Below are 19,843 nucleotides of genomic sequence, written 5' to 3' on the forward strand. Positions count from 1 at the left end.
TGTGGGAAGATACTCATCTGCAAGAAACCCAGGGAGGACGCTATGCTAAGCAAGAATCCTTTGTCGTAGATGATATTTACACCATCGGACATTCTCCCTGTCATGTAGAAATCTTGGAGCAGTTTCAGGTTAAGGCTTACATGATTGCTCCTATCTTCTATCAAGATAAATTGTGGGGATTGTTAGGAGCCTACCAAAATTCTAGCCGACGAGATTGGCAAGAGGAGGAGCTGCAGGTACTCAATCAAGTAGGTATACAGTTAGGTGTTGCTCTACAACAGATTCAGTACAATCGCCAGATAGAAGAACAGTCATTCCAGTTAAGCAAACAAGCCGAGCGAGAGAAAAAATATGCCAGAATTATTGGTCAAATCGGTCAGCGATTTATTGAGCGTATTCAGCAGCAAAACTTAAATAGTAAGGGGCTGCTGGCTTATATCACCCGTGACGTTCGCCAGGTCTTAGAAACTGACCGTGTAGGTGTTTATCGATTTGAACCCGACTGGAGCGGTGAATTTATCGTGGAGGATGTTGGTTATGATTGGATTCCACTGGTGGATACCGAATTAGCACGAGTGAAAGATACTTACCTCCAAGAGAATCAAGGTGGTCGTTATAAGCAAAATCAGTCTCTTGCTGTTTCTGATATCTATACAGTCGGTCATGCCGACTGTCATGTGGAGCTTTTAGAAAGCTGGGGCACCAAAGCCTACATGATTGCTCCAATTTTCAAAGGAAATGAACTGTGGGGACTCTTGGGAGCCTACCACAATCGCGATGCGCGGCAGTGGGAAGATACAGAAATGACCCTGCTCAATCAAGTCGGTTCACAAATTGGCAATGCCCTATTTCAGATCGAGGTGATTGAACAGGTGCAGGCTCAGGCTCAGCAACTGAGTGCTCTAGCAGAACAGGAAAAAATTGCGAACAGTCAACTCCAGCAGCGCATTGTACAGATGTTGTCGGCTGTACGTCCAGCGTTAGAAGGTGATCTTACCGTACGGGCTCCAGTTACAGAAGATGCTGTCGGTACTATTGCGGATGCCTACAACAACACCATTCAGTCGCTGCGGAAGTTAGTAACCCAGGTTAAAACAGCCGCAAGTGAGGTTGGAGAGACATCTCACGCTAGTGGAGGAGCGATCGCTCAGCTCACGCAGCAAACCCAGCAGGAGTTAGAGCAAATCACAAAAGCGCTCCAGCAGTTGGCATCAATGGTCAGCGCTACGCAGTCGGTTGCGCAGGATGCCCAGCGGGTGGAAACAGCAGTGCAGCGGGCTAACGAAACGGTGGAACGGGGCGATAGCGCTATGAACCTCACCGTGGAGGGAATTCTCGCTATTCGAGAAACCGTGTCGGAGGCAACCAAGAAAATTAAGCGCTTAAGTGAATCGTCACAGAAGATCTCCAAGGTGGTCAGTCTCATTGGTAATTTCACGACTCAGACCCAGCTCTTGGCCCTAAATGCCGCCATTGAAGCCACCCGTGCCGGGGAATATGGTCGAGGGTTTGCTGTGGTGGCAGATGAGGTGCGATCGCTTGCTCAGCAGTCATCTGAGGCGACTGGAGAGATTGAAAAGTTGGTGCAGGAAATCCAGGCTGAAACTAGTGCTGTATCGACGGCTATGGATGCGGGAATTCAGCAGGTAGTGCAGGGTACTCATTTGGTTACCCAAACACGCCAAAGCCTCAACGATATCGTAACGGCTACAGCTCAGATTCGCGAACTAATTCAGGGCATTACATCATCAACCCAAGCACAAATTCAACAGTCTGATGCGGTGACGCAAGCTATGAATGATGTGGCGGCGATCGCCCATACAACGTCAACAAACTCAACCCAAATTGCCACCTCGTTCCAAGCACTCCTCACTACAGCAGAGGATTTACAAAAGAGCGTGGGTCAGTTCAAGGTGCAATAAAGAGCGATCGCTCTTATTCTATCTCGACTTTGCTGCAACACTCCCCTAGTTTCCTATATTTTCCTGAATAAAAGAACTAGGGGAGCCCCCTTAGGATCTAAGCAAGCCGTGTGCCGTGTTCTGTTAGACATAGCCGTAACGCACGGTCTTATAAGGACTTGATGCATTATGCTGCCAATAACCCATCTCATGGATCTATAGTGCTTTCTGCTGAATGGGTTTATCTTGAAGCGAATTTGATCATTATTTCTAACCTTTTTCTCTAATATCCTATGTCTCCATCTGATGCATTCCAAGATCAAAATTTTGCTTACTTCATCACTGAAGCCCAGGATCTTCTTCAGGTTATAGAACAGGAGCTGCTGAGTATTCGGCAGGAGCGCAGCACCGTTAAGGTTCATAACCTTATGCGAGCGGCCCATACCTTAAAAGGAGCTGCCGCCAGTGTAGGACAGCGTACGATCCGTGAGGTTGCCCATGTCTTGGAAGATGTTTTTAAGGCTTTTTATAATCCAGATATTGAGATTGATGCAGAAGTAGAGGCGCTCCTTTTTGATGGATATGAATGTCTGCGCCGTCCTGTAGCTGCTGCTCTGAACCAACAGCCTATGGATGATTCTGACGTCATGAACCGAGCAGCTAACATCATTGCTCGTCTACAAGATAAGTTTGGTGATGCGTTTAACCCAGAGGCCGCCATCCCAACCTCAACAGAGCTTGGGTTTGATATGGTTGAGTCTATGTTTGAAATGGGCGTCACTCAACGTCTTAACCTAATACAAACAGCTTTGCAGCAGGGCGATCCGTTTCTTGCCAAAACTCTCTCAACCCAGGCTGAAATGTTCCTCGGCTTTGCGGAGTCGTTGAATCTACCTGGCTTTGGAGCGATCGCTCAAGCTACGCTAGCTGCCTTAGCTGCCCATCCTGACCAAGAGATGGCGATCGCTACCCTAGCCCTTCAAGACTTTACAGCAGGCAAACAGCAAGTTTTAGGGGGCGATCGCATTCAGGGTGGCTATCCATCTCCAGAATTGCAATATCTAGCAGGTATGAATACAGACCATGTGCCGGACTTGTCTACACCTAGCGTAGATTTAGATTTACCGTGCATAGATGAGTTAGAAACTGGGGTTGAGCCCCAAGTGCCGGAGGAGTTTTCAGACGAGGATTCGGAGTTTGATCTAGATATCCTTATGTTCGATGAATCTGTGGAGTCAGATAATTTTTCATCTCTGGGAAAAGATGTAGATTCATCCAATTTACCCGTTGCTAAGGTATTAGAGGCGATCGCTCCTATAGTTGAGGATCATCAACCTATCCCTTCTTCTAAATTAAATCCTTCGCACCTGCCTGATCCATCTGAAGCGGTGACGTTTCCGGAGTCTTCTTCTAATAAGCCCAAGATTCATGCATCCATTCGAGTGGAGCTTAATCAATTAGAAAGCTTAAATCATTATGCCGGTGAGCTATTAATCAATCAAAATCGTCAGGCAGATCAAGATGACTATCTACGTCTCCAGATCCAGGCTCTCCTCGATCATTTACGGCAGCATCGCCAATGTCTTTATCAGATTCAAGATTGGACAGATCATCTGGTCATTCGTTCTTCTATTGGAGAGCGATCGCTCAGTCCATTGCAGCATAATCAACAGCAGTTCACCCGCCCTGGTCTAGTCTCGCTAACCTCAGACTTTGATACATTAGAATTAGATCACTACAATGAATTGCATACCTTAGTGCAATCAACCCTCACCAATTTTTCGCATCTAGAACAGATGGTAGAAGCCGTTAGCCAATCGGCAAAACAAGCTCAGCGCACAACTCAATCTCAACAGCGCCTTCTCGGTTTGGTGCGGGATGATCTAACTGATATCCGCATGATTCCTATCGGTACTGTCTTAAATCGTTTACCGCCAGTGGTAGCCCAACTATCAGGCACGTATCATAAATCGGTTAGCCTTTCCCTAGTTGGAACAGATATTTTAGTTGATAAAGCGGTCGTTGAGAAACTCTACGATCCACTTCTACATCTAGTTAGAAATGCTTTTGATCACGGGATTGAATCATCCCAAGTGCGGCGATCGCTTCATAAATCTGAAACAGGTCACATTCACATTGAGGCGTATCATCAAGGTAATCGTACCACCATTGAAGTACGAGATGATGGAGGTGGGATTGATCTAACTATGGTTGCTCAACGAGCTGTTGACTTGGGGCTGACAACAGCAGCAGCGATCGCCTCCATGGATAGCGATCGCGTCATGGACTTTCTGTTCCAGCCAGGGTTCTCGACTCGCAGCCACGTGAATGAGCTATCGGGTCGTGGTATGGGGTTAGATATTGTTGCCACTCAGGTTGCTGCCATGAATGGCTCGATAGCGTTATATTCAGTACCGGGGCAAGGTAGCACATTTGTAGTTCAAGTTCCTTTATCGCTAACCATTACTAAACTGTTGGTTTGCCAAGTCAACGCTATTTCCTATGCATTTCCTGTTCAACGAATTGAGCGTATTATCCTGCCGCAACCCCATGATTTTCATACCACACTTACAGGGCAGGTAGCGTTTAAGTTTGTTGACCAAGGACAAGAGCGATTGATTCCTGTACGCCATCTATCTAGTCTTATATCTTATTCTCAGAGCAGTCAGAAGGTTTTACACTGCCGGAATATTTCTTCTCAACCTTCATTGGCGAATGCCCCTAGGCATGTCAACATTTCCCATGCGTCTCTGCATCCTATCTTAGTGCTGAAGGTACGAGGAGAACTGTGGGCACTACAGGTTGACCGCGTCTTAGGTGAACAAGAATTAGTCATTCGTCCTTTATCTGGTATCACACCACCACCCTATATTTACGGAGGAGCCATTCTCAGCAATAACGATCTTTCCTTCGCTATCGATCTTGATTTATTATTACAACATCAGACCTCTCAATCCTCGCCCGCCTTGGCAAGCGATCGCTCTCCTTTGCAACTTCCCTCTGCAACTCCCCATAGTCTGGTCTCGACGTTAAATCCAGTTAAGGTATTACTCGTCGTTGACGACTCCATCACGCTACGACAAAGCCTCACCTTTATGCTGGAACAACAGGGGTATCGAGTCCTTCAGGCGCAAGATGGTCAAGATGCTATCGAACGCCTTCAGATGAATCCAGATGTGTCCCTTGTCTTGTGTGACATTGAAATGCCACGGATGAATGGGTTTGAAGTGCTTTCCTACGCAGGAAAAGATCCTAATCTCTCCAAGGTTCCCATCGTAATGCTAACCTCGCGCAGCGGTGACAAGCACCGACAGTTAGCCCTAGGTCTGGGAGCATCTGCCTATGTGACCAAACCCTACTCAGAAGACCAGCTCATTCAAACGATTGAACAAACCCTAGGTCACGCTCACCATTAGATTGTTTACACATTATCTTCAGGTATAGTATGCTTGATTCATCTAGCCAGCCAGCAACACTTCCTACTTCTTCAGATACGCCCCTAGATAGCTGTGAAGCCATTGTCTTTCAAAACCAGGGATATCAGTTTGCCTTACCCTTAGCAGCCGTTCTACGAATTGTTCAGCGATCGGCGATCGCTCTCTCCCAGAATCCCATTGATCTAGAACATCGTCACAGCTCTTATCCAATTTTATTATTTGAGAATCAGCCTATCCGGTTTATAGACATATCTAGACACCTTCTGCAGCCAGGGCTATCCGAGAGCGATCGCCCCTTATCTCCAAAACTAGGCTCTGTACATCCATTGGTAATGATTGCCCAAACTCGTAACGGTGAGCTAATAGGCATTCCCATGTCACATCCACCTGAGGTCATAAAGCTCCCCTTACAGGAAATTATGCTTTTGCCACCTTTCTATCGCAGTCAGATAGCCAACCTTGCTAGCCATGCTGTCCTCATGCCTTGTGCAGAACAATCTCTAATCCTCCTGTTAGATTTGCAAGCCTTGTTGTAATCTCAAATCTGGTTGAATGTTCATGGCTTTGATGTTGCTGAATAAACATGTGACATCAAAATGGGAGCAAAATGCTCGCCCTACCTTGAGCGTGCATGAATGGTGAGTGTACGGTCTGGTTCACGGTTCGCTAGCACCCATCATCTTGCAACTCAGCAACGCTGAATGTCAGATCCCGCGGCTAGACGTTCATCGTCTCGTTCAGCAACCCCGAAAAAATGACGGTGCCAAATAGCGGCATGATTCCACAACCTATTGCGTGGCGCTTCAGATCCTGTCGCTAGAGGTTCATCGTCTCGTTCAGCAACCCCGAAAAAAGTGTGGGCGTGCGCGTCATACTCAGAATTTACTAGTGCAAGATAGTTGCGATTCAGCCATGCCCTGATAGCTTTTACTGTGCTCACATACCAGCCTCAGGTTTCTCATCAAAGGCGTTAAAACCTTTGTATAGCCCATCAAGCCTGGTCAAGCGCAGTCGAGAAGGTGCTGTAGAGCACGACTTTTGATACAAAACTTAATTTGACTTTATTGAGAATCTATCTAAACTAATTGGAGACAGCTTGTTGCATTTAGTTCTCAACAAGCTGAATGCGATCAATGATAACTACAGGTTCATAGACCGATGCAAACCTACGATAATCCTAAGGTTCAATACGATTGGTGGGCGGGCAATGCTCGCTTTGCCGATCGCTCAGGGCTCTTTATTGCGGCCCACGTAGCCCAAGCTGCCCTCATCACTTTCTGGGCAGGAGCCTTCACCCTGTTTGAGATTTCTGGCTTTGATCCCAACATTCCTATGGGAGAGCAGGGATTAATTCTCCTACCCCATCTTGCCACCCTCGGGCTCGGTGTTGGTGACGGGGGAGAAGTTGTGGATACCTATCCCTATTTTGTGGTAGGAGCAGTCCATTTAATTTCCTCGGCTGTCCTCGGTGCAGGAGCACTATTTCACGCCTTTAAAGCTCCTGATGACTTAGAGACGGCATCCGGTCGCGCAAAAATGTTTGATTTTGACTGGAGTGATACCAAACAGCTCGGCATCATCTTAGGACATCATTTGTTGTTCCTGGGAGCTGGCGCATTACTGCTGGTTTTCAAAGCCATGTACTGGGGTGGTCTCTATGATGCAACCCATCAAACGGTTCGAGTCATCGCTGCCCCAACTCTTGATCCACTGATCATCTACGGCTACCAAACGCATTTTGCTAGCATTAGCAGCCTAGAAGACTTAGTCGGTGGGCATATCTATGTAGCGTTTCTGTTGATTGGCGGTGGTATTTGGCATATTTTGGTGCCGCCTATGGCTTGGGCCAAACGAGTGCTTACCTTTTCCGGTGAAGCAATTCTATCCTATTCTCTAGGTGGTATTGCCCTAGCAGGCTTTGTAGCTGCCTACTTCTGTGCGGTTAATACCTTAGCCTACCCTCCAGAATTCTACGGAGCACCCTTAGACATCAAGTTGGGTATTGCTCCCTACTTTGCAGATACCGTGGATCTGCCCCTTGGTGCCCATACCCCTCGATGCTGGCTAGCCAATGCGCACTTTTTCCTAGCCTTCTTTTTCCTCCAGGGGCATCTGTGGCACGCTCTCCGTTCTATGGGATTTGACTTCCGTCGAGTAGAAAAAGCGCTCAACTCAGTTGAGGTTTAAGGTTAACCTACAGGCTTCCAAACGATATAGCTCTTAGGAGCTACAGGCATTGCCAAGAGTGGAGAACACTTTTCTCAAGACGAAGACATTCAATAGGCATTCAAGTTATGGCAAAGATTGGTTTATTTTACGGCACTCAAACGGGTAATACGGAGTCCGCAGCCGAACTTATTCAACAGGCACTAGGGGGCGATCGCGTTGTTGATCTCCATGAGATTAGTGATGCTAGCCCCGACGATTTTGCAGATTATACCTGTTTGATTATTGGATGCCCTACCTGGAACATTGGCGAGCTACAAAGCGACTGGGAAGGATTTTACGACGAGTTAGATAATATCGAATTCTCGGGTAAACAGGTTGCCTACTTTGGGACTGGCGATCAGATTGGCTATGCAGATAATTTCCAGGATGCCATGGGTATCTTGGAGGACAAGATTTCGTCGCTAGGGGGAAAAACCGTTGGATATTGGCCCACCAGTGGTTATGAACACCAAGCATCTAGAGCTGAAAAGGATGGTAAGTTTGTGGGATTAGCTCTAGATGATGATAACCAATCAGATCTAACGGAAGAGCGAGTGAGCACTTGGTGTGCTCAGCTTAAATCAGTATTTGGTATTTAACGCTACAGAATCATTCACGTTTCTCATGAGGGTTGGGTCAAGCATTGCGCAACCCAACGCCATGATAGATCTCACAGCTATTGCACAACGATCTCACAGTGATTCCACACTATTGCCATAGGCATTGCTGAATGGATAGATAATTTGCCCTCATCCCCAACCCTTCTCCCTGGGGAGAAGGGAGCTGGAACTCCTGTCCCCTCCCCCTAGCCTTCCCTAGGGGGAGGGCGGATTGAGCAATTCATACTTGTATTCAGCAACACCTTGCCATAGAAGCATCCGCACAAGGCAATCTGCCTAACCAAAGCCTAGACCAGTACAGTTCAACACCTAACATGATGAAGAAACCAGAAGCTCTCTGGCTGAGTGTGAGCCCTGCCCTGCGGGGATTCAATCGCCCTATTCTCAATACCATATCTCGCCAAATGGCGATCGCTGAATGGCATTACCATCAGACGATAGACGAACCTATGTGTTTAGAAACTGCCCTAGCCTTGCTTCATGACTATCTCAAGGATCAGAATCAACCCCTCCATCTCATTGGGCATGGCACCAGTGGTCTGGTAGGCTTACTCTATGCTCGTCGCCATCCCGAGCGAGTGCGATCGCTGACCTTACTCTCTGTCGCACCCTATCCAGCAGTTGACTGGCAGGCTCATTATTATGTGCAGCTTCATCTGCTTCCCTGCTGCCGTGAAACATTGCTAACTCAGATGGTCTACACCTTATTTGGTCATCAGTCTCGACCCATTGCCAAACGATTTTTGTCTATCCTAGACCAAGATTTACAAACATCTCTGTCACCCCATACGCTCTATAAACGTACCCATATTGCTCCTGTGCAACTTTCTCTGCCTCTGCTGGTTTGTGGAGCACAAGATGATGTGATCATTGACCCCAACCTTCTGAATGGATGGCGATCGCACCTTGAACAATCTAACCCATCTTCTGCAGCCCAAGATATTTGGAGATGCCCCGGCGGACGATATTTCTTCCACTATTTCTATCCAGAGCAAACCCAGCGACGAATTCTCAACTTCTGGCAAAACGTTAGCCATCCTCAAACGGCTCTAGTCAGTATCTAATCTGTTGGACATCTATTATGATAGCAACGCCCATTGGGGGGAAACCAAATCACCCGATAGGGTGACTTATATCTTGGAACAAGATGGGTGGAAAGACGTCATCCTACGTTGTAGAATCTAAAGCTCAGTATCATAATTTATCACTGATAAGGACTGTTTATGGTTCAACATCGAGGTTGGCGTCGGGTGGGAGTGGGTATCGCTGCAGCCGTCTTAGCCTGGACGCCAGGTTTGCCTCTGCAGGGCTCTATGGCTCATGAGCCAGTGCCGATGAATCGTCAAGACTGTACGGAACAGCGTGGATACTACCTAGACATCCTGCTGCGGAATACCTTACTTTACAATAGCGACCTGTATGCTCAAACCGGTCAGCTTGAGCTAGCGGCGCGATCGCTGCACCATGGCGCAACGTTGGTTCCCACGATTGAGAACCCTAATCTACGCTCAGAGCTTGTGGCTCGCCTAATCGGCCGGGAGGGCGGGCAGCCCAGCACCCTCGACCAACTGCTGACCTACTATCAAACCACTAAGCAGACCGAGGCACTCCTGCCACTCCTAGAGGCGATCGCCGTGGGGGCTCGTTCGCTAAACGGAGACTCCTATGGCATGATCAACAGCCGTCAGGCTACCCTAGTGCGCCTGGCCCAGATCTATCATGACCTAGGCTATCCAGAGCAAGCCCGCGCACAATTAGATGAGGCCCAATTCTCCCTTGTGTCCCTTCAAGGGGAGGGCTATGGTCTGCTCGTGGCTCCCATGGCAGAAACCTATGCAACGCTAGGAGAATCGGAAACGGCGATCGCCCTTCTGGATCCAGCTCTGGCTCTGACCCGTCAGATGTCTCTCGACACTGGATCTGACCGTCTTGCCTATCAGTCTGATATTTTCAGTACCCTAGCGATCGCCTATGCTCGTTCAGGGGCGCTATCCACCGCGATGCAGATTCTAGGCGAGATCCGCCACGATGGCATCCGCGCTAGAACCTTGATTGCCATGGCCGACTATCAGCCCTCAGCCGATCAATCTATCCGCCTGCTAGACCAAGCGGCCCAGCAGTTCCAGACCCTGACCCCCGAGGAGCGATCGCCCCTAGTGGCCCCCTTGGCGCTCGGCTATGGTCAGGCGGGGCAATGGGAAGCCGCCCTACGGCAGGTGGATCAGATCCAATCGGCGGAGGCAAAGATTCGTAGCTTATCTGAGCTAGCGGCCCTGCAAGCCAGCCAGCCGTCCACCGGCACCGATCGGGATTTACTGGCAGAGTTGGTGACCACGGCCCAGGGCATGACGCCGTTTTATGATGGCGATCGCCTGATTGAACAAGCCGCTCAGTCCTATATTGATCAGCAACATTACGACCTGGCCCTCCAACTCAGTCAACAGCTAGACGAAAACCTAAAATCCAATCTGCTCCAGCGCCTGATTCCAGCCGCCAGCCGCCACGGAGCCATGGATGTGGCCTACGCAGCTCTGGCCGTGATACCCCCAGGCTGGGAAAATCAGCTTTATTATCTTAGCCTGAAGGAGATTGTGGCGGCCTATGCCCAGGCGGGGCAGTATGATCAGGCTCTGGCAGAGTTAGGTAATCTGCGGAATACGCCCTATGTTCCAAGCTATACCCAAGCTCAGATCGCCATCGCCCAGGCCTATGGGGCCGAGGGAAATACGGAGGCCGCTGTGGATCACCTCAATCAAGCGCTGCAGTCTATGACCGATCTGGAAGCCGCCATCGAACAGGAGATGCTGATCACCATTGCGGGGCAGTTTGCTAAGTTGGATCGTCCTGAGGAGGCGATCGCCGTGCAAACTCAGGTGCTAGGGCAAGATAGCTATGGTGTTGTGTCGTCGATGGATGCGCTGCTAGACCAATACCTCAGGGCAGACCACGATGAATTGGCGGTTCAGTTGGTTCAAGCCGTTGAGGTTGGTTATGGCCGCGATCGCTTGCTGTATCAAATTCTCAACCATCAGCTTAACCTTGGTGACTATGGGGCAGCAGCATCGACGGCGGGGCAGCTTGATGACGATCGCCAGCAAATTGTTGCTTGGCTCACCGTGGTGGACTACTACACCGCAGCAGCACAGCCGGAGCCAGCTCTGGCCCTTTTGGAGCAAGCCACAGCGATCGCTACGGCTCTAGATGGTATGGATGAAGATAGCGCTGCCACCAATCCCGACCGGGCGGCGGCTATACAGATGGATGGATCGATTCCCTATCGCGATCCGCTGGATAGGGGCACGCTGATTGAATCCATCGCGGTGCGCTATGCGGAACTACGGCAACATGAGACCGCCGTTGAGGTTTCTCGGGCTTTGCGATCGCCCTTGGCGCAAGACCAGTTGAAACAGCGGCTGATGTGTTACCAAGACTAGGATCATCTATGGCCGGGATCGACGGGGCTAGTCTCTGAAAAATCCCGGCTATGGTTAAGATTCTGGTAAACGCCTTGAGGCTGGTTGACTCTGCGATCGCTTCCTTGCTTTTTGTGCTAAAGTTTTTAGATAAGCTAAATACCTTGGTAGATGAGGAGCGATCGCTCCCTAGGAGTTGGGCATAACCGTGGTTAGACCGCTGCCTCAACCTAGCCTAGGATAAAGTTACCACCTGATAAATGGGTTTCAATTCCATAGGAATCTCTTCAGTGAAGAGATTCCTCATCCCGTGCGGCTGATGCAGCTTTATTCTCCATAACAGCTTTGTCGTAAAGGTCTAAATAGTGTAAGAAGTAGTTGCAGTATCGCCGCATCCAAAATGATTCAGAACTTCCGCTTAGCTTCGCAAACAGAAAAGTAGTCCAACCCAAAATCTTAAACAGTAGCTTATGGCTAATTGTTGCAACTAGTTTTAACAGTATGCCATAGGGCTTGTCTTCTAATAAAGACAGGATGGAAGCTAAAGGGCTGGTAAATTCGTTCATATACGTCCTCGCTTTTTCGTTCAATCGTTCTATTTCGCAGTCTTCTTTGCTGTATTCACCCTGTTTTCATGCAATTGGTTTCTCTTCAGAAAGAAACCTCCGAAGAGGCCAGATCCCCGACTTTTTGAAAAAGTCGGGGATCTATCGCTCCAGTTTCCATTCAATTGATTTCTCTTCCGTGAAAAGGTCTGAAACTGTTTGAGGTAAGCCAATATCTAAGTCATCTTAAGTCAACGGATTTTAGGGAATTTCAAACTCTAGTGTTAACTCTTCACCAACTGACATGAATTGAGCATTGCTGGGTGCGCTCACGACATACTTGATACCTGCAACATCTTCGGGTGAAGTATCAATCACAAACGCAACGGTTCCCTCTTTAATGACCTCGCCTATAAAACTACCACCGACTTGCTCAGAAAATAGAAGGTTCGCCTGCTGCTGCTCCTGCCCAACAACAATCGTACCCTGGTCAGGATAGATGGAGAGCGTATCTGGGGAGGTGTTTTCTACTTTCATGCCAATTGAGACAAGCGTAACCTCATCCCGTCCATTAACTGCGGGTTTGACAACGTCACTGGGTTGAAACTGCGTGACTCCAATTTTTGTGATCGTGATTGTAAATGGCCCAGTTGTGAATGTCTCGTTAACGTCAAGAATTTTAATGAGTTCAAGACGACCCATTTCTGGAGTTTCAATGACATCACCGACTATATCTAATTTCTCAGGGTCATTTTCTGGGGCAATAGCCGCATCACTGTCCTGCTCATTTTGTTGCTCGGTTGTTTCAGGAATTTCTGCGGATGTCACGCCTTCTTGAGATTCTGAAGTTTCGGTTGTTGGAGTTTCAACGTCTGTGGGGGTGCCACAGCTTGCCAAACCGAGAACTAAGATAACGGCGAATACTTGTTTCATAGGTTTTACCCTAAAGCTTACGGGATAGTCTTAGTATGACCCTAAGCATCTTTTTAATAACACTCTGCTCAGAGAAAAATCACATCTAGGAATAGGAAGCTTAGTTAGCTAGCTAGAGCGAAGGTAACCCAAACGAAAAGACCAGATCCCCGACTTTTTGAAAAAGTCGGGGATCTATCGCCCCCATAGTCTAGCGTCTCGTCGTCGAAAAATTGTCGAACCAGCCGCGTTTCCAGAAGAAGTAGATTTGCAGGGCGGCAATCACCAACATTACTGCCAAACAGATCACGTAGCCCCAGTACCATCCCAGTTCGGGCATGTTGAAGGGTGACTTCTCGGTATCAAAGTTCATGCCGTAGATTCCAGCGATGAAGGTCAGAGGGATGAAGATGGAGGAGATTACCGTCAGCAGCTTCATCACTTCATTCATGCGGTTGTTGATCGATGACAGATACACATCCATCAGGCTGGAGGCAATTTCGCGGTAGCTTTCGATGATATCTACCACCTGCACAATATGATCGTAGACGTCTTGCAGGTAGACGCGCACCTCTTGGCTGATCAGTTCGTCGCTGTCGCGGATCAGGCTGTTGATCACGCTACGCTGGGGCCAGATATAGCGACGCAGCTTCATCAGCCCCCGGCGCATGCGGTGGATTTTCTTGATGGTGGCATTGGTGGGGTTGGCAACCACTTCTTCTTCGAGTTCTTCGAGGGTTTCGCCAATCACCTCTAGCACCGGAAAAAAGCTGTCAACAATGGTGTCGAGCAGGGCATAGGCGAGGTAGTCGGCCTGCTGGCGGCGAATGGAGCCGGTACCCCGGCGAATGCGATCGCGCACCGGCTCAAATGAGTCCCATTCGGGTTCTTCCTGGAATGTGACGAGAAAGCCCTTGCCTATGACAAAGCTTACCTGCTCACTGCCTACCCCAGAGCCGGTTTTTTTGGGCTGCACCATCTGCATGATGATCAAAATCTTGTCGTCGTAAAAATCGATTTTGGGACGATGGGGCACATTGACAATGTCTTCGAGCATAAGGGGGTGAAGGGCAAAGGTCTGACGGATCTCTAGCAGAGTAGCTTCACTGCCCAGCCCTCGGGCATCGAGCCAGGTAATGCTTTCGGGGCTGCCTGAAGCCTCGCACTCGATTGGGTGATCGATGGTGGCCGTACGCACGGCGTCTGGGTCGTAGTCTATCAAGTACAGTTCGGTGGGCAGGGCATCATCCGGAATGTTGAGCACGCCGGGGAGCGTACCGGGGATCGAATAGTTAAAGTCAATCAGTTTCTTTCGACCCTCGTGGGACGAGGCGTGGGGGGTGTTAGAAGCCGCTGCCCTCAACGTCTCTGCATCAACTGGATTGGTACAGGACTGATCGGCTTGGTCTGGCGTTGAGGATGGGTTGGCCCCTGGGTTGGGTGTGCGGCGCGACATTGTTCTAACTCCCAAAGGTTTCACTGCATAGTTCACTATATACAGTCTAGGGGCACAGCCATGACTGCGCCCCTAGAAATTAAGCAGTTTCCATTCAATTGGTTTCTCGTCAGTGAAGAGACGCCTAGAAGGTGTTACTTGGATGAGAATGAATGCCCTGAACCACCCCTTGCATCCTGGACTGTTCAGAAATCGTCTACGGGCAGAAGATTCACCAAGTCGCTGGTGATGCAAAACGGATCATCAGCTAAGCATCCCTGAGTGAGTTCAGGGCGATCGCGAGTATCTGCAACACCATCGCTTGATCGTCTGCCCCTAGTCACCAAGATGCCGCACGAGGGACACCATGGAAGCAGCGATTTGAGTTACGTCTGAGGGCGGATCTTGGTTGCCCAGGAAGAAGAGGAGGATACTAGCCCTAGATATTGAGGGGTGTAAGCCGCAAAGATTGCTGAGCATAGAACGTCAGCAGGAAGCGATCGCTCATAGATTATCTCGACCAGTCAACTTTTCTTCCATCTCATCCGCCACCCGCAATACCAACTTCAATGTATTAACAAACGACTGCGGATCACAATCCGCTGCGATTTGGATGCAATATACGGCCGCAAAGGTATTATCATCAACCTGCTTTAACCGCCACGACCCAATTTTCATGAAGTCATTTTCCAGCAAGAGCGTATTGGCCGTATCAATATCCAAAAATCCTTGGGTCACATAGCCCACCGACCACACTTCCCGGATCTCGAAGTCACCAATAAACTGAGTCTCTGAGTTCACAAACGCCAGTTGCGATCGCCCATCCTCAAACGCAACGGCTACTTCAAAATCACCATCTTGATCCACGGAATAATGGATGTCTAAACTATCCAACATCCGCTTAACTCTCGCGTCGCCTTGCTTGCTACCGTACATTGTTTGAGTCTCCTATGTTAGTCATGAGATTAGAGGGCAGCGATCGCCTGTTTGAATCATATCAACTAGGGAGTGTCAATTAGGGGATGCAGAAGCGCTAAGTTTTGTGGATAGATTTTGAGAGGGTTAGAGATGAGCGATCGCGCTTACCAATTTCTTATGTACTTGTGCCATCCAACTGGCTTCTTTCAAAGACATAAACTCCTCTTCCACATCTTCACTCACCATAAAATTCAACCAGTTCAACATTCGACGTTGCTGAATCGATCTATAATTTGCCCTCATTTCCAGCCCTTCTCTCTAGGGCAAAGGGAGCTAGAACTTCTCGTTTCACTAACTGGATTTAATCGTGTCAGGGCTATAATCACTAGAGCGGGCGTTAGGTAAGTGATACGTCCAGCCCACGTCCTGAGGGATCTTGATGGTAAAGCTCGTGCCAACCCCAACCTCACTTTGCACCTTAATATCACCTTGATGGAGAGCTAAGCATTTTCTCACAACAGCAAGCCCCAAGCCAGTGCCGCGTATCTCGCGGGTATTGCTGCCTCGATTAAAAGGCTCATACATTTTTTCCAGATCGGCAGACGGTATGCCAATGCCTTCGTCTCGGATCTGAAAAACAATAGCATCTTGCTCATCGATCAACGTGAAATAAATGGTGCTATCGTCTGATGAATACTTAACTGCATTGGATAGGATATTGCTTAAAATAGAGTACGTTAACTTCTCATCAAGGTAAGCATGGGTGCGATCGCCCTTCTGCTGAAATGAGAGCGATCGCCTAGCATGACTGAAAATTTGAAAATCTTCAATTAGGTTTAAGCAAAATGTTTGAATCTCAAGCCACTTTGGGTTATATTCTAGCTTACCTGCATCTGCTCTAGCCAGCATTAGAATATCATTGAGCAGTTGAGTCATCGTCTTAGCCGACGTCTGGATTCGATATAGATTTTTGAGTCGTGCAGGCTCCACCATGTCTTTTAGACTCTCTTCCAGCAATTGAGAAGATCCTAAAATAAGACTTAGAGGGGTACGAAACTCATGGGACACCATGGAAAACAAATGAAGCTTGAGTTCGCTAAGCTCTTTCTCCTGTGCCAGAGACTGCTGGATAGCTTCTGCTAGCTGTCGTTTAGACAGTTGGCGATAGAGCAAAATGAACACACCCACGACAATACTAAAGGTTAGTAGTGCTCCAATCGGCTCAATCAACATGCGAGTTCTAGAATTAGTGCGAACATCCTCAAGTTGAGCTGCAATAATCTGCTCTTCTTCATGCTCTAAGTCAGCAATTAAAGATTGAATCTCACGGAGATTGCGCTGGCTTTGAATAATCAAAGAATCTGTAGCCACAATTTTATCTGGGCGTCCTCCATATTGAGCGATCGCCCTTTGAAAAATGATCAATCGCTCATCAATTAAGCCTTTAAGAGACTGCAGACGCTGAGCCTGAAGCAATGTATCGCTCACATAAATATCTAACTGATATAGGGTTGGATCTAAGCGCTGGATCACGCTATAATACTGCTCAAGTTCCTGAACATCATTGAATATAACGTAGCGCCAATGTCTAAGCTCTGCATCAGCAAGTAGTGCAGAGATATCATTGAGAGCATCTAGCATCTCATTCGTTTGACGAACTTGATTAGCACTGTTTACAAGTTGTACTGAGTTTTGATAAGACGTAAAGCTCATCACTCCAGTCACAATCAGGGTTAAAATAAATCCACTCGTGATCCATGTACCTTCGCGCAGCCATTTCATAAACCTATCTTTGTTTCTTCATAGTTACTTATATATATCAATGTTTGAGTAGCTTGCATAGGAACATGATCTTAAAATAGTCGCTTTGTGAACGCCTACCTAACATCAAGCCGATCTTCGACTTGATAGGCCCCAATAGTTCAAACTTTAATCTTGCAAGACGGTGCGTTAATAATTTTAGACAAGGATCTTAGAGCCATCAGGCATACCGCCACCTTGGTTGGCCAATCAGGACTGTGAAGCTTAAGGTTTCAAGACAGAAGCAGCATTTATGATCTTGTTCATTTCACCATTATGCTGCTATAAGATTCAGAAAGACGGTGTTGGCAGGGTGTTTTCGCCAGACGCTTTAGTGTTTTAATAGTCCAGTTATGATGCGGTTATCCATTGGCTAGCTAGTATAGGACAAACATTTTAACGCCCGCTCGATGGCAGATGACACCCCTCTAACTATAGTATGTTTTAGAGTGAGCGAACTACTTCCATGCGTATTTTAGTCGTCGAGGACGATGTACAACTAGCTGATATGCTGACAGAGGCACTCACAAACCGTCAGTACACAGTAGATGTAGCTGGTGATGGAGAAGCGGCCTGGGATTGGTGTGAAACCCTCAGCTACGATCTCATTTTGTTAGATATTACGTTGCCCAAGTTAGATGGCATTCGATTTTGCCAAAAAATCCGCGATCGCAACATGACGGTTCCCATCCTAATGTTGACAGCTCGCGATACAATTGGCGACAAAATTCTGGGGCTGGATGCTGGGGCTGATGATTATATGGTTAAGCCCTTTGATTTAGATGAACTGATGGCTAGAATTCGTGCCTTGCTCCGGAGAGGCAGCGTAGCTCCCCATTCCAGCATTGTTTGGGGACAGCTTTATCTTAATCCTGTCACCTATGAAGTTGCCTACGCCCATGAATCGGTGAGCCTAACGCCTAAGGAATATGCCCTGCTGGAGCTATTGGTGGCTAATGGCCGCCGCGTTATGAGCCGTCCTGGCATTATTGAACGCTTGTGGAGCTTGGACGATTCTCCGACCGAAGAAGCTGTCAAGTTTCATATCAAAACACTGCGCCAAAAGCTGCGTGCTGCTGGAGCCCCTGAAGATTTTATTGAAACCGTTCATGGTTTAGGTTATCGCCTAAAACAACTCTAATCCAAGGGATAGGCCGTTACCTATTCATGCTGAAATTATATTGAAGTAAAAACCTCCCGAAAACCTCCCAAATACCTCCTCAATTTCTCCCACTTAATGATTATCCTGGACATGCAAAAAAGTGCCGGCAACCTGAAGCTTCCATAGTAGTTTGGGTTCAGGTCTGGACGTAAATTTCAATACTTATGGTAGTCAAACAGTCTCAGCACCAGGTTGATAGAGATACTTTCTCATCTCATCGCGTTCCATCTAAGTTTGCTGTCGACCGAGTCATCGGGCGATCGCTTTCCGAGCAAGGTTTTTATCAGCAATACCGCAAGCCAGGTAGACCTGTCGTCATCAGCGGCTTGCTAGACGATCAACCTGACTGGGATTTAGACTACCTAACGCAGAAGCTAGGAGACCAAGCTTTCCCCGTGCGTCACTATGGGCGATCGCGTTATCAGCAGGATAAGCGTCAGTGGACCAGTACGGGTAGCGGCGTGAAGGCGATCAGTCTTTCATTTTCAAACTACGCTGCCTTGCTCAAATCCGGTGAAGCCCGAGATCAGGATCTTTATCTAGCACGATGCTCTGTACGAAATACTTCCCTTGAGGAGGAAACAGGCCCCAAGCAGGTTGAACAGCATCTAGGTTTTGAAAAGCTGCCAGCTACTTCCTTGAATGTGTGGATAGGGCCAGGCGGCCATACATCCTGTCTTCACTATGATCCTATGGATGGACTGCTGATGCAAATGCATGGCGCAAAACGGGTGATCTTGTTTCCCCCTTCCCAAACCTATAATCTCTATCCAGTTCCGCTGTACCGACAACTTCGCCATGGACTAACGCTACGGTCTGTCTATAGCCAACTGTACCCGGATAATCCTGATTATCAAGCATTTCCAAAGTTTCGGAAGGCGGAGATGTTCCGACAAGAGGTAGTTTTAAATCCTGGAGATGTCTTATTTCTACCAGCAGGTTGGTGGCATGAAGTATCCTCTCTGGGAGATGAAATGGTATGTTCTGTGAATCGCTTTTGGAATGTGCTGCCTCCCTCGCGAGCTTTGACGTCCTGGAACAAGTGGCGAGCCCATCTTGGTAGTTTCTGTGCTGCCCCCCATATCGCCTGGAGTTTAGCAACATCAGTCTTTAAGAGTGATGTTGAACAAGAGCTGCGTAAGTTATTCCAACGACTGTAGAGACTAGGATGAGGCGATCGCTGACTGAGAGGCTTAATCGTTATGAGCATTTTAAGCATCGGAGAGCCGACACCTTGGTTTATAGCACCGACGGCTAGCAATCCAAACTATCACTTTGGATCTATAGCAGGGCGATACGTGCTGCTTTCCTTCCTCAGATCGAGTCAAGACTTGGATAGCCAGATAGTTTTAGACTCTATAGCTCAGCATCGTGAGCGATTTGATGACAATACCTGTTGTTTTTTTCTAGGGCGGCAAAACTAGCTGGAGAAAGAGGAGACAATTGGCTAGGCTAGGCACAGAGGCGAGAACAGGGTGAGGCAATCAAGATG

The 19,843-nt window shown here is 48.1% G+C and carries 14 protein-coding genes; 9 read left to right on the top strand and 5 right to left on the bottom strand.

What is annotated here, in order from left to right:
- The 7 genes from JUJ53_RS19525 to JUJ53_RS19555 all read left to right on the top strand — a co-directional run.
- A partial coding sequence (locus tag JUJ53_RS19525) for a methyl-accepting chemotaxis protein (protein ID WP_204153715.1) occupies positions 1-1,922 on the top strand: 1,922 nt, incomplete at its 5' end.
- Positions 1,923-2,194: 272 nt separating this feature from the next.
- The gene (locus JUJ53_RS19530) at positions 2,195-5,317 is read left to right on the top strand and encodes a hybrid sensor histidine kinase/response regulator (RefSeq protein WP_204153716.1); all 3,123 of its coding nucleotides are present in this window, start codon (positions 2,195-2,197) and stop codon (positions 5,315-5,317) included.
- Between the two features lie 29 nt (positions 5,318-5,346).
- Positions 5,347-5,874 (top strand): hypothetical protein, encoded by a 528-nt coding sequence (locus JUJ53_RS19535; protein ID WP_204153717.1) that lies wholly within the window; start codon positions 5,347-5,349, stop codon positions 5,872-5,874.
- A 622-nt stretch (positions 5,875-6,496) separates the two neighbouring features.
- Positions 6,497-7,525 (top strand): chlorophyll a/b binding light-harvesting protein, encoded by a 1,029-nt coding sequence (locus tag JUJ53_RS19540; protein WP_204153718.1) that lies wholly within the window; start codon positions 6,497-6,499, stop codon positions 7,523-7,525.
- A 107-nt stretch (positions 7,526-7,632) separates the two neighbouring features.
- Positions 7,633-8,145: a flavodoxin FldA gene (gene fldA / locus JUJ53_RS19545; protein ID WP_204153719.1), complete on the top strand. Its 513-nt coding sequence runs from the start codon at positions 7,633-7,635 to the stop codon at positions 8,143-8,145.
- Between the two features lie 338 nt (positions 8,146-8,483).
- Positions 8,484-9,230, top strand: a complete 747-nt coding sequence (locus tag JUJ53_RS19550; protein ID WP_239125224.1) for an alpha/beta hydrolase — start codon at positions 8,484-8,486, stop codon at positions 9,228-9,230.
- A 159-nt stretch (positions 9,231-9,389) separates the two neighbouring features.
- Positions 9,390-11,600, top strand: a complete 2,211-nt coding sequence (locus JUJ53_RS19555) for a hypothetical protein (protein ID WP_204153721.1) — start codon at positions 9,390-9,392, stop codon at positions 11,598-11,600.
- Between the two features lie 266 nt (positions 11,601-11,866).
- Here JUJ53_RS19555 and JUJ53_RS19560 read toward each other — a convergent pair whose 3' ends face one another.
- The 5 genes from JUJ53_RS19560 to JUJ53_RS19580 all read right to left on the bottom strand — a co-directional run bounded on the left by JUJ53_RS19560 (position 11,867) and on the right by JUJ53_RS19580 (position 17,171).
- On the bottom strand, positions 11,867-12,145 hold the full coding sequence (locus JUJ53_RS19560) for a hypothetical protein (RefSeq protein WP_204153722.1): 279 nt from the start codon (positions 12,143-12,145) through the stop codon (positions 11,867-11,869).
- Between the two features lie 240 nt (positions 12,146-12,385).
- The gene (locus tag JUJ53_RS19565) at positions 12,386-13,057 is read right to left on the bottom strand and encodes a hypothetical protein (RefSeq protein ID WP_204153723.1); all 672 of its coding nucleotides are present in this window, start codon (positions 13,055-13,057) and stop codon (positions 12,386-12,388) included.
- Positions 13,058-13,247: 190 nt separating this feature from the next.
- Positions 13,248-14,492, bottom strand: coding sequence for a magnesium/cobalt transporter CorA (corA, locus tag JUJ53_RS19570; RefSeq protein ID WP_204153724.1), 1,245 nt, complete (start codon positions 14,490-14,492; stop codon positions 13,248-13,250).
- Positions 14,493-14,975: 483 nt separating this feature from the next.
- Entirely contained in the window at positions 14,976-15,407 is a 432-nt protein-coding gene (locus JUJ53_RS19575) for a hypothetical protein (protein ID WP_204153725.1), read from the bottom strand.
- A gap of 333 nt (positions 15,408-15,740) precedes the next feature.
- The gene (locus JUJ53_RS19580; protein WP_204153726.1) at positions 15,741-17,171 is read right to left on the bottom strand and encodes an ATP-binding protein; all 1,431 of its coding nucleotides are present in this window, start codon (positions 17,169-17,171) and stop codon (positions 15,741-15,743) included.
- Positions 17,172-17,655: 484 nt separating this feature from the next.
- Here JUJ53_RS19580 and JUJ53_RS19585 point away from each other — a divergent pair, with 484 nt between their 5' ends.
- Positions 17,656-18,330, top strand: coding sequence for a response regulator transcription factor (locus tag JUJ53_RS19585; protein WP_204153727.1), 675 nt, complete (start codon positions 17,656-17,658; stop codon positions 18,328-18,330).
- A 185-nt stretch (positions 18,331-18,515) separates the two neighbouring features.
- Complete coding sequence (locus JUJ53_RS19590; RefSeq protein ID WP_204153728.1) at positions 18,516-19,511, top strand: cupin-like domain-containing protein; 996 nt, start codon at positions 18,516-18,518, stop codon at positions 19,509-19,511.
- The last annotated feature ends 332 nt before the right edge of the window (positions 19,512-19,843 follow it).

This window comes from Leptolyngbya sp. CCY15150 (genome assembly GCF_016888135.1).
In the GTDB taxonomy this organism is placed as follows: Bacteria; Cyanobacteriota; Cyanobacteriia; order RECH01; family RECH01; genus RECH01.

Coding starts and splice junctions, on each gene's coding strand:
- JUJ53_RS19580 (WP_204153726.1), bottom strand. CDS start 17,171: ATGAAATGGCTGCGCGAAGGTACATGGATCACGAGTGGATTTATTTTA.
- JUJ53_RS19550 (WP_239125224.1), top strand. CDS start 8,484: ATGAAGAAACCAGAAGCTCTCTGGCTGAGTGTGAGCCCTGCCCTGCGG.
- JUJ53_RS19575 (WP_204153725.1), bottom strand. CDS start 15,407: ATGTACGGTAGCAAGCAAGGCGACGCGAGAGTTAAGCGGATGTTGGAT.
- JUJ53_RS19590 (WP_204153728.1), top strand. CDS start 18,516: ATGGTAGTCAAACAGTCTCAGCACCAGGTTGATAGAGATACTTTCTCA.
- corA (WP_204153724.1), bottom strand. CDS start 14,492: ATGTCGCGCCGCACACCCAACCCAGGGGCCAACCCATCCTCAACGCCA.
- JUJ53_RS19540 (WP_204153718.1), top strand. CDS start 6,497: ATGCAAACCTACGATAATCCTAAGGTTCAATACGATTGGTGGGCGGGC.
- JUJ53_RS19585 (WP_204153727.1), top strand. CDS start 17,656: ATGCGTATTTTAGTCGTCGAGGACGATGTACAACTAGCTGATATGCTG.
- JUJ53_RS19560 (WP_204153722.1), bottom strand. CDS start 12,145: ATGAACGAATTTACCAGCCCTTTAGCTTCCATCCTGTCTTTATTAGAA.
- JUJ53_RS19530 (WP_204153716.1), top strand. CDS start 2,195: ATGTCTCCATCTGATGCATTCCAAGATCAAAATTTTGCTTACTTCATC.
- JUJ53_RS19535 (WP_204153717.1), top strand. CDS start 5,347: ATGCTTGATTCATCTAGCCAGCCAGCAACACTTCCTACTTCTTCAGAT.
- JUJ53_RS19555 (WP_204153721.1), top strand. CDS start 9,390: ATGGTTCAACATCGAGGTTGGCGTCGGGTGGGAGTGGGTATCGCTGCA.
- JUJ53_RS19565 (WP_204153723.1), bottom strand. CDS start 13,057: ATGAAACAAGTATTCGCCGTTATCTTAGTTCTCGGTTTGGCAAGCTGT.
- fldA (WP_204153719.1), top strand. CDS start 7,633: ATGGCAAAGATTGGTTTATTTTACGGCACTCAAACGGGTAATACGGAG.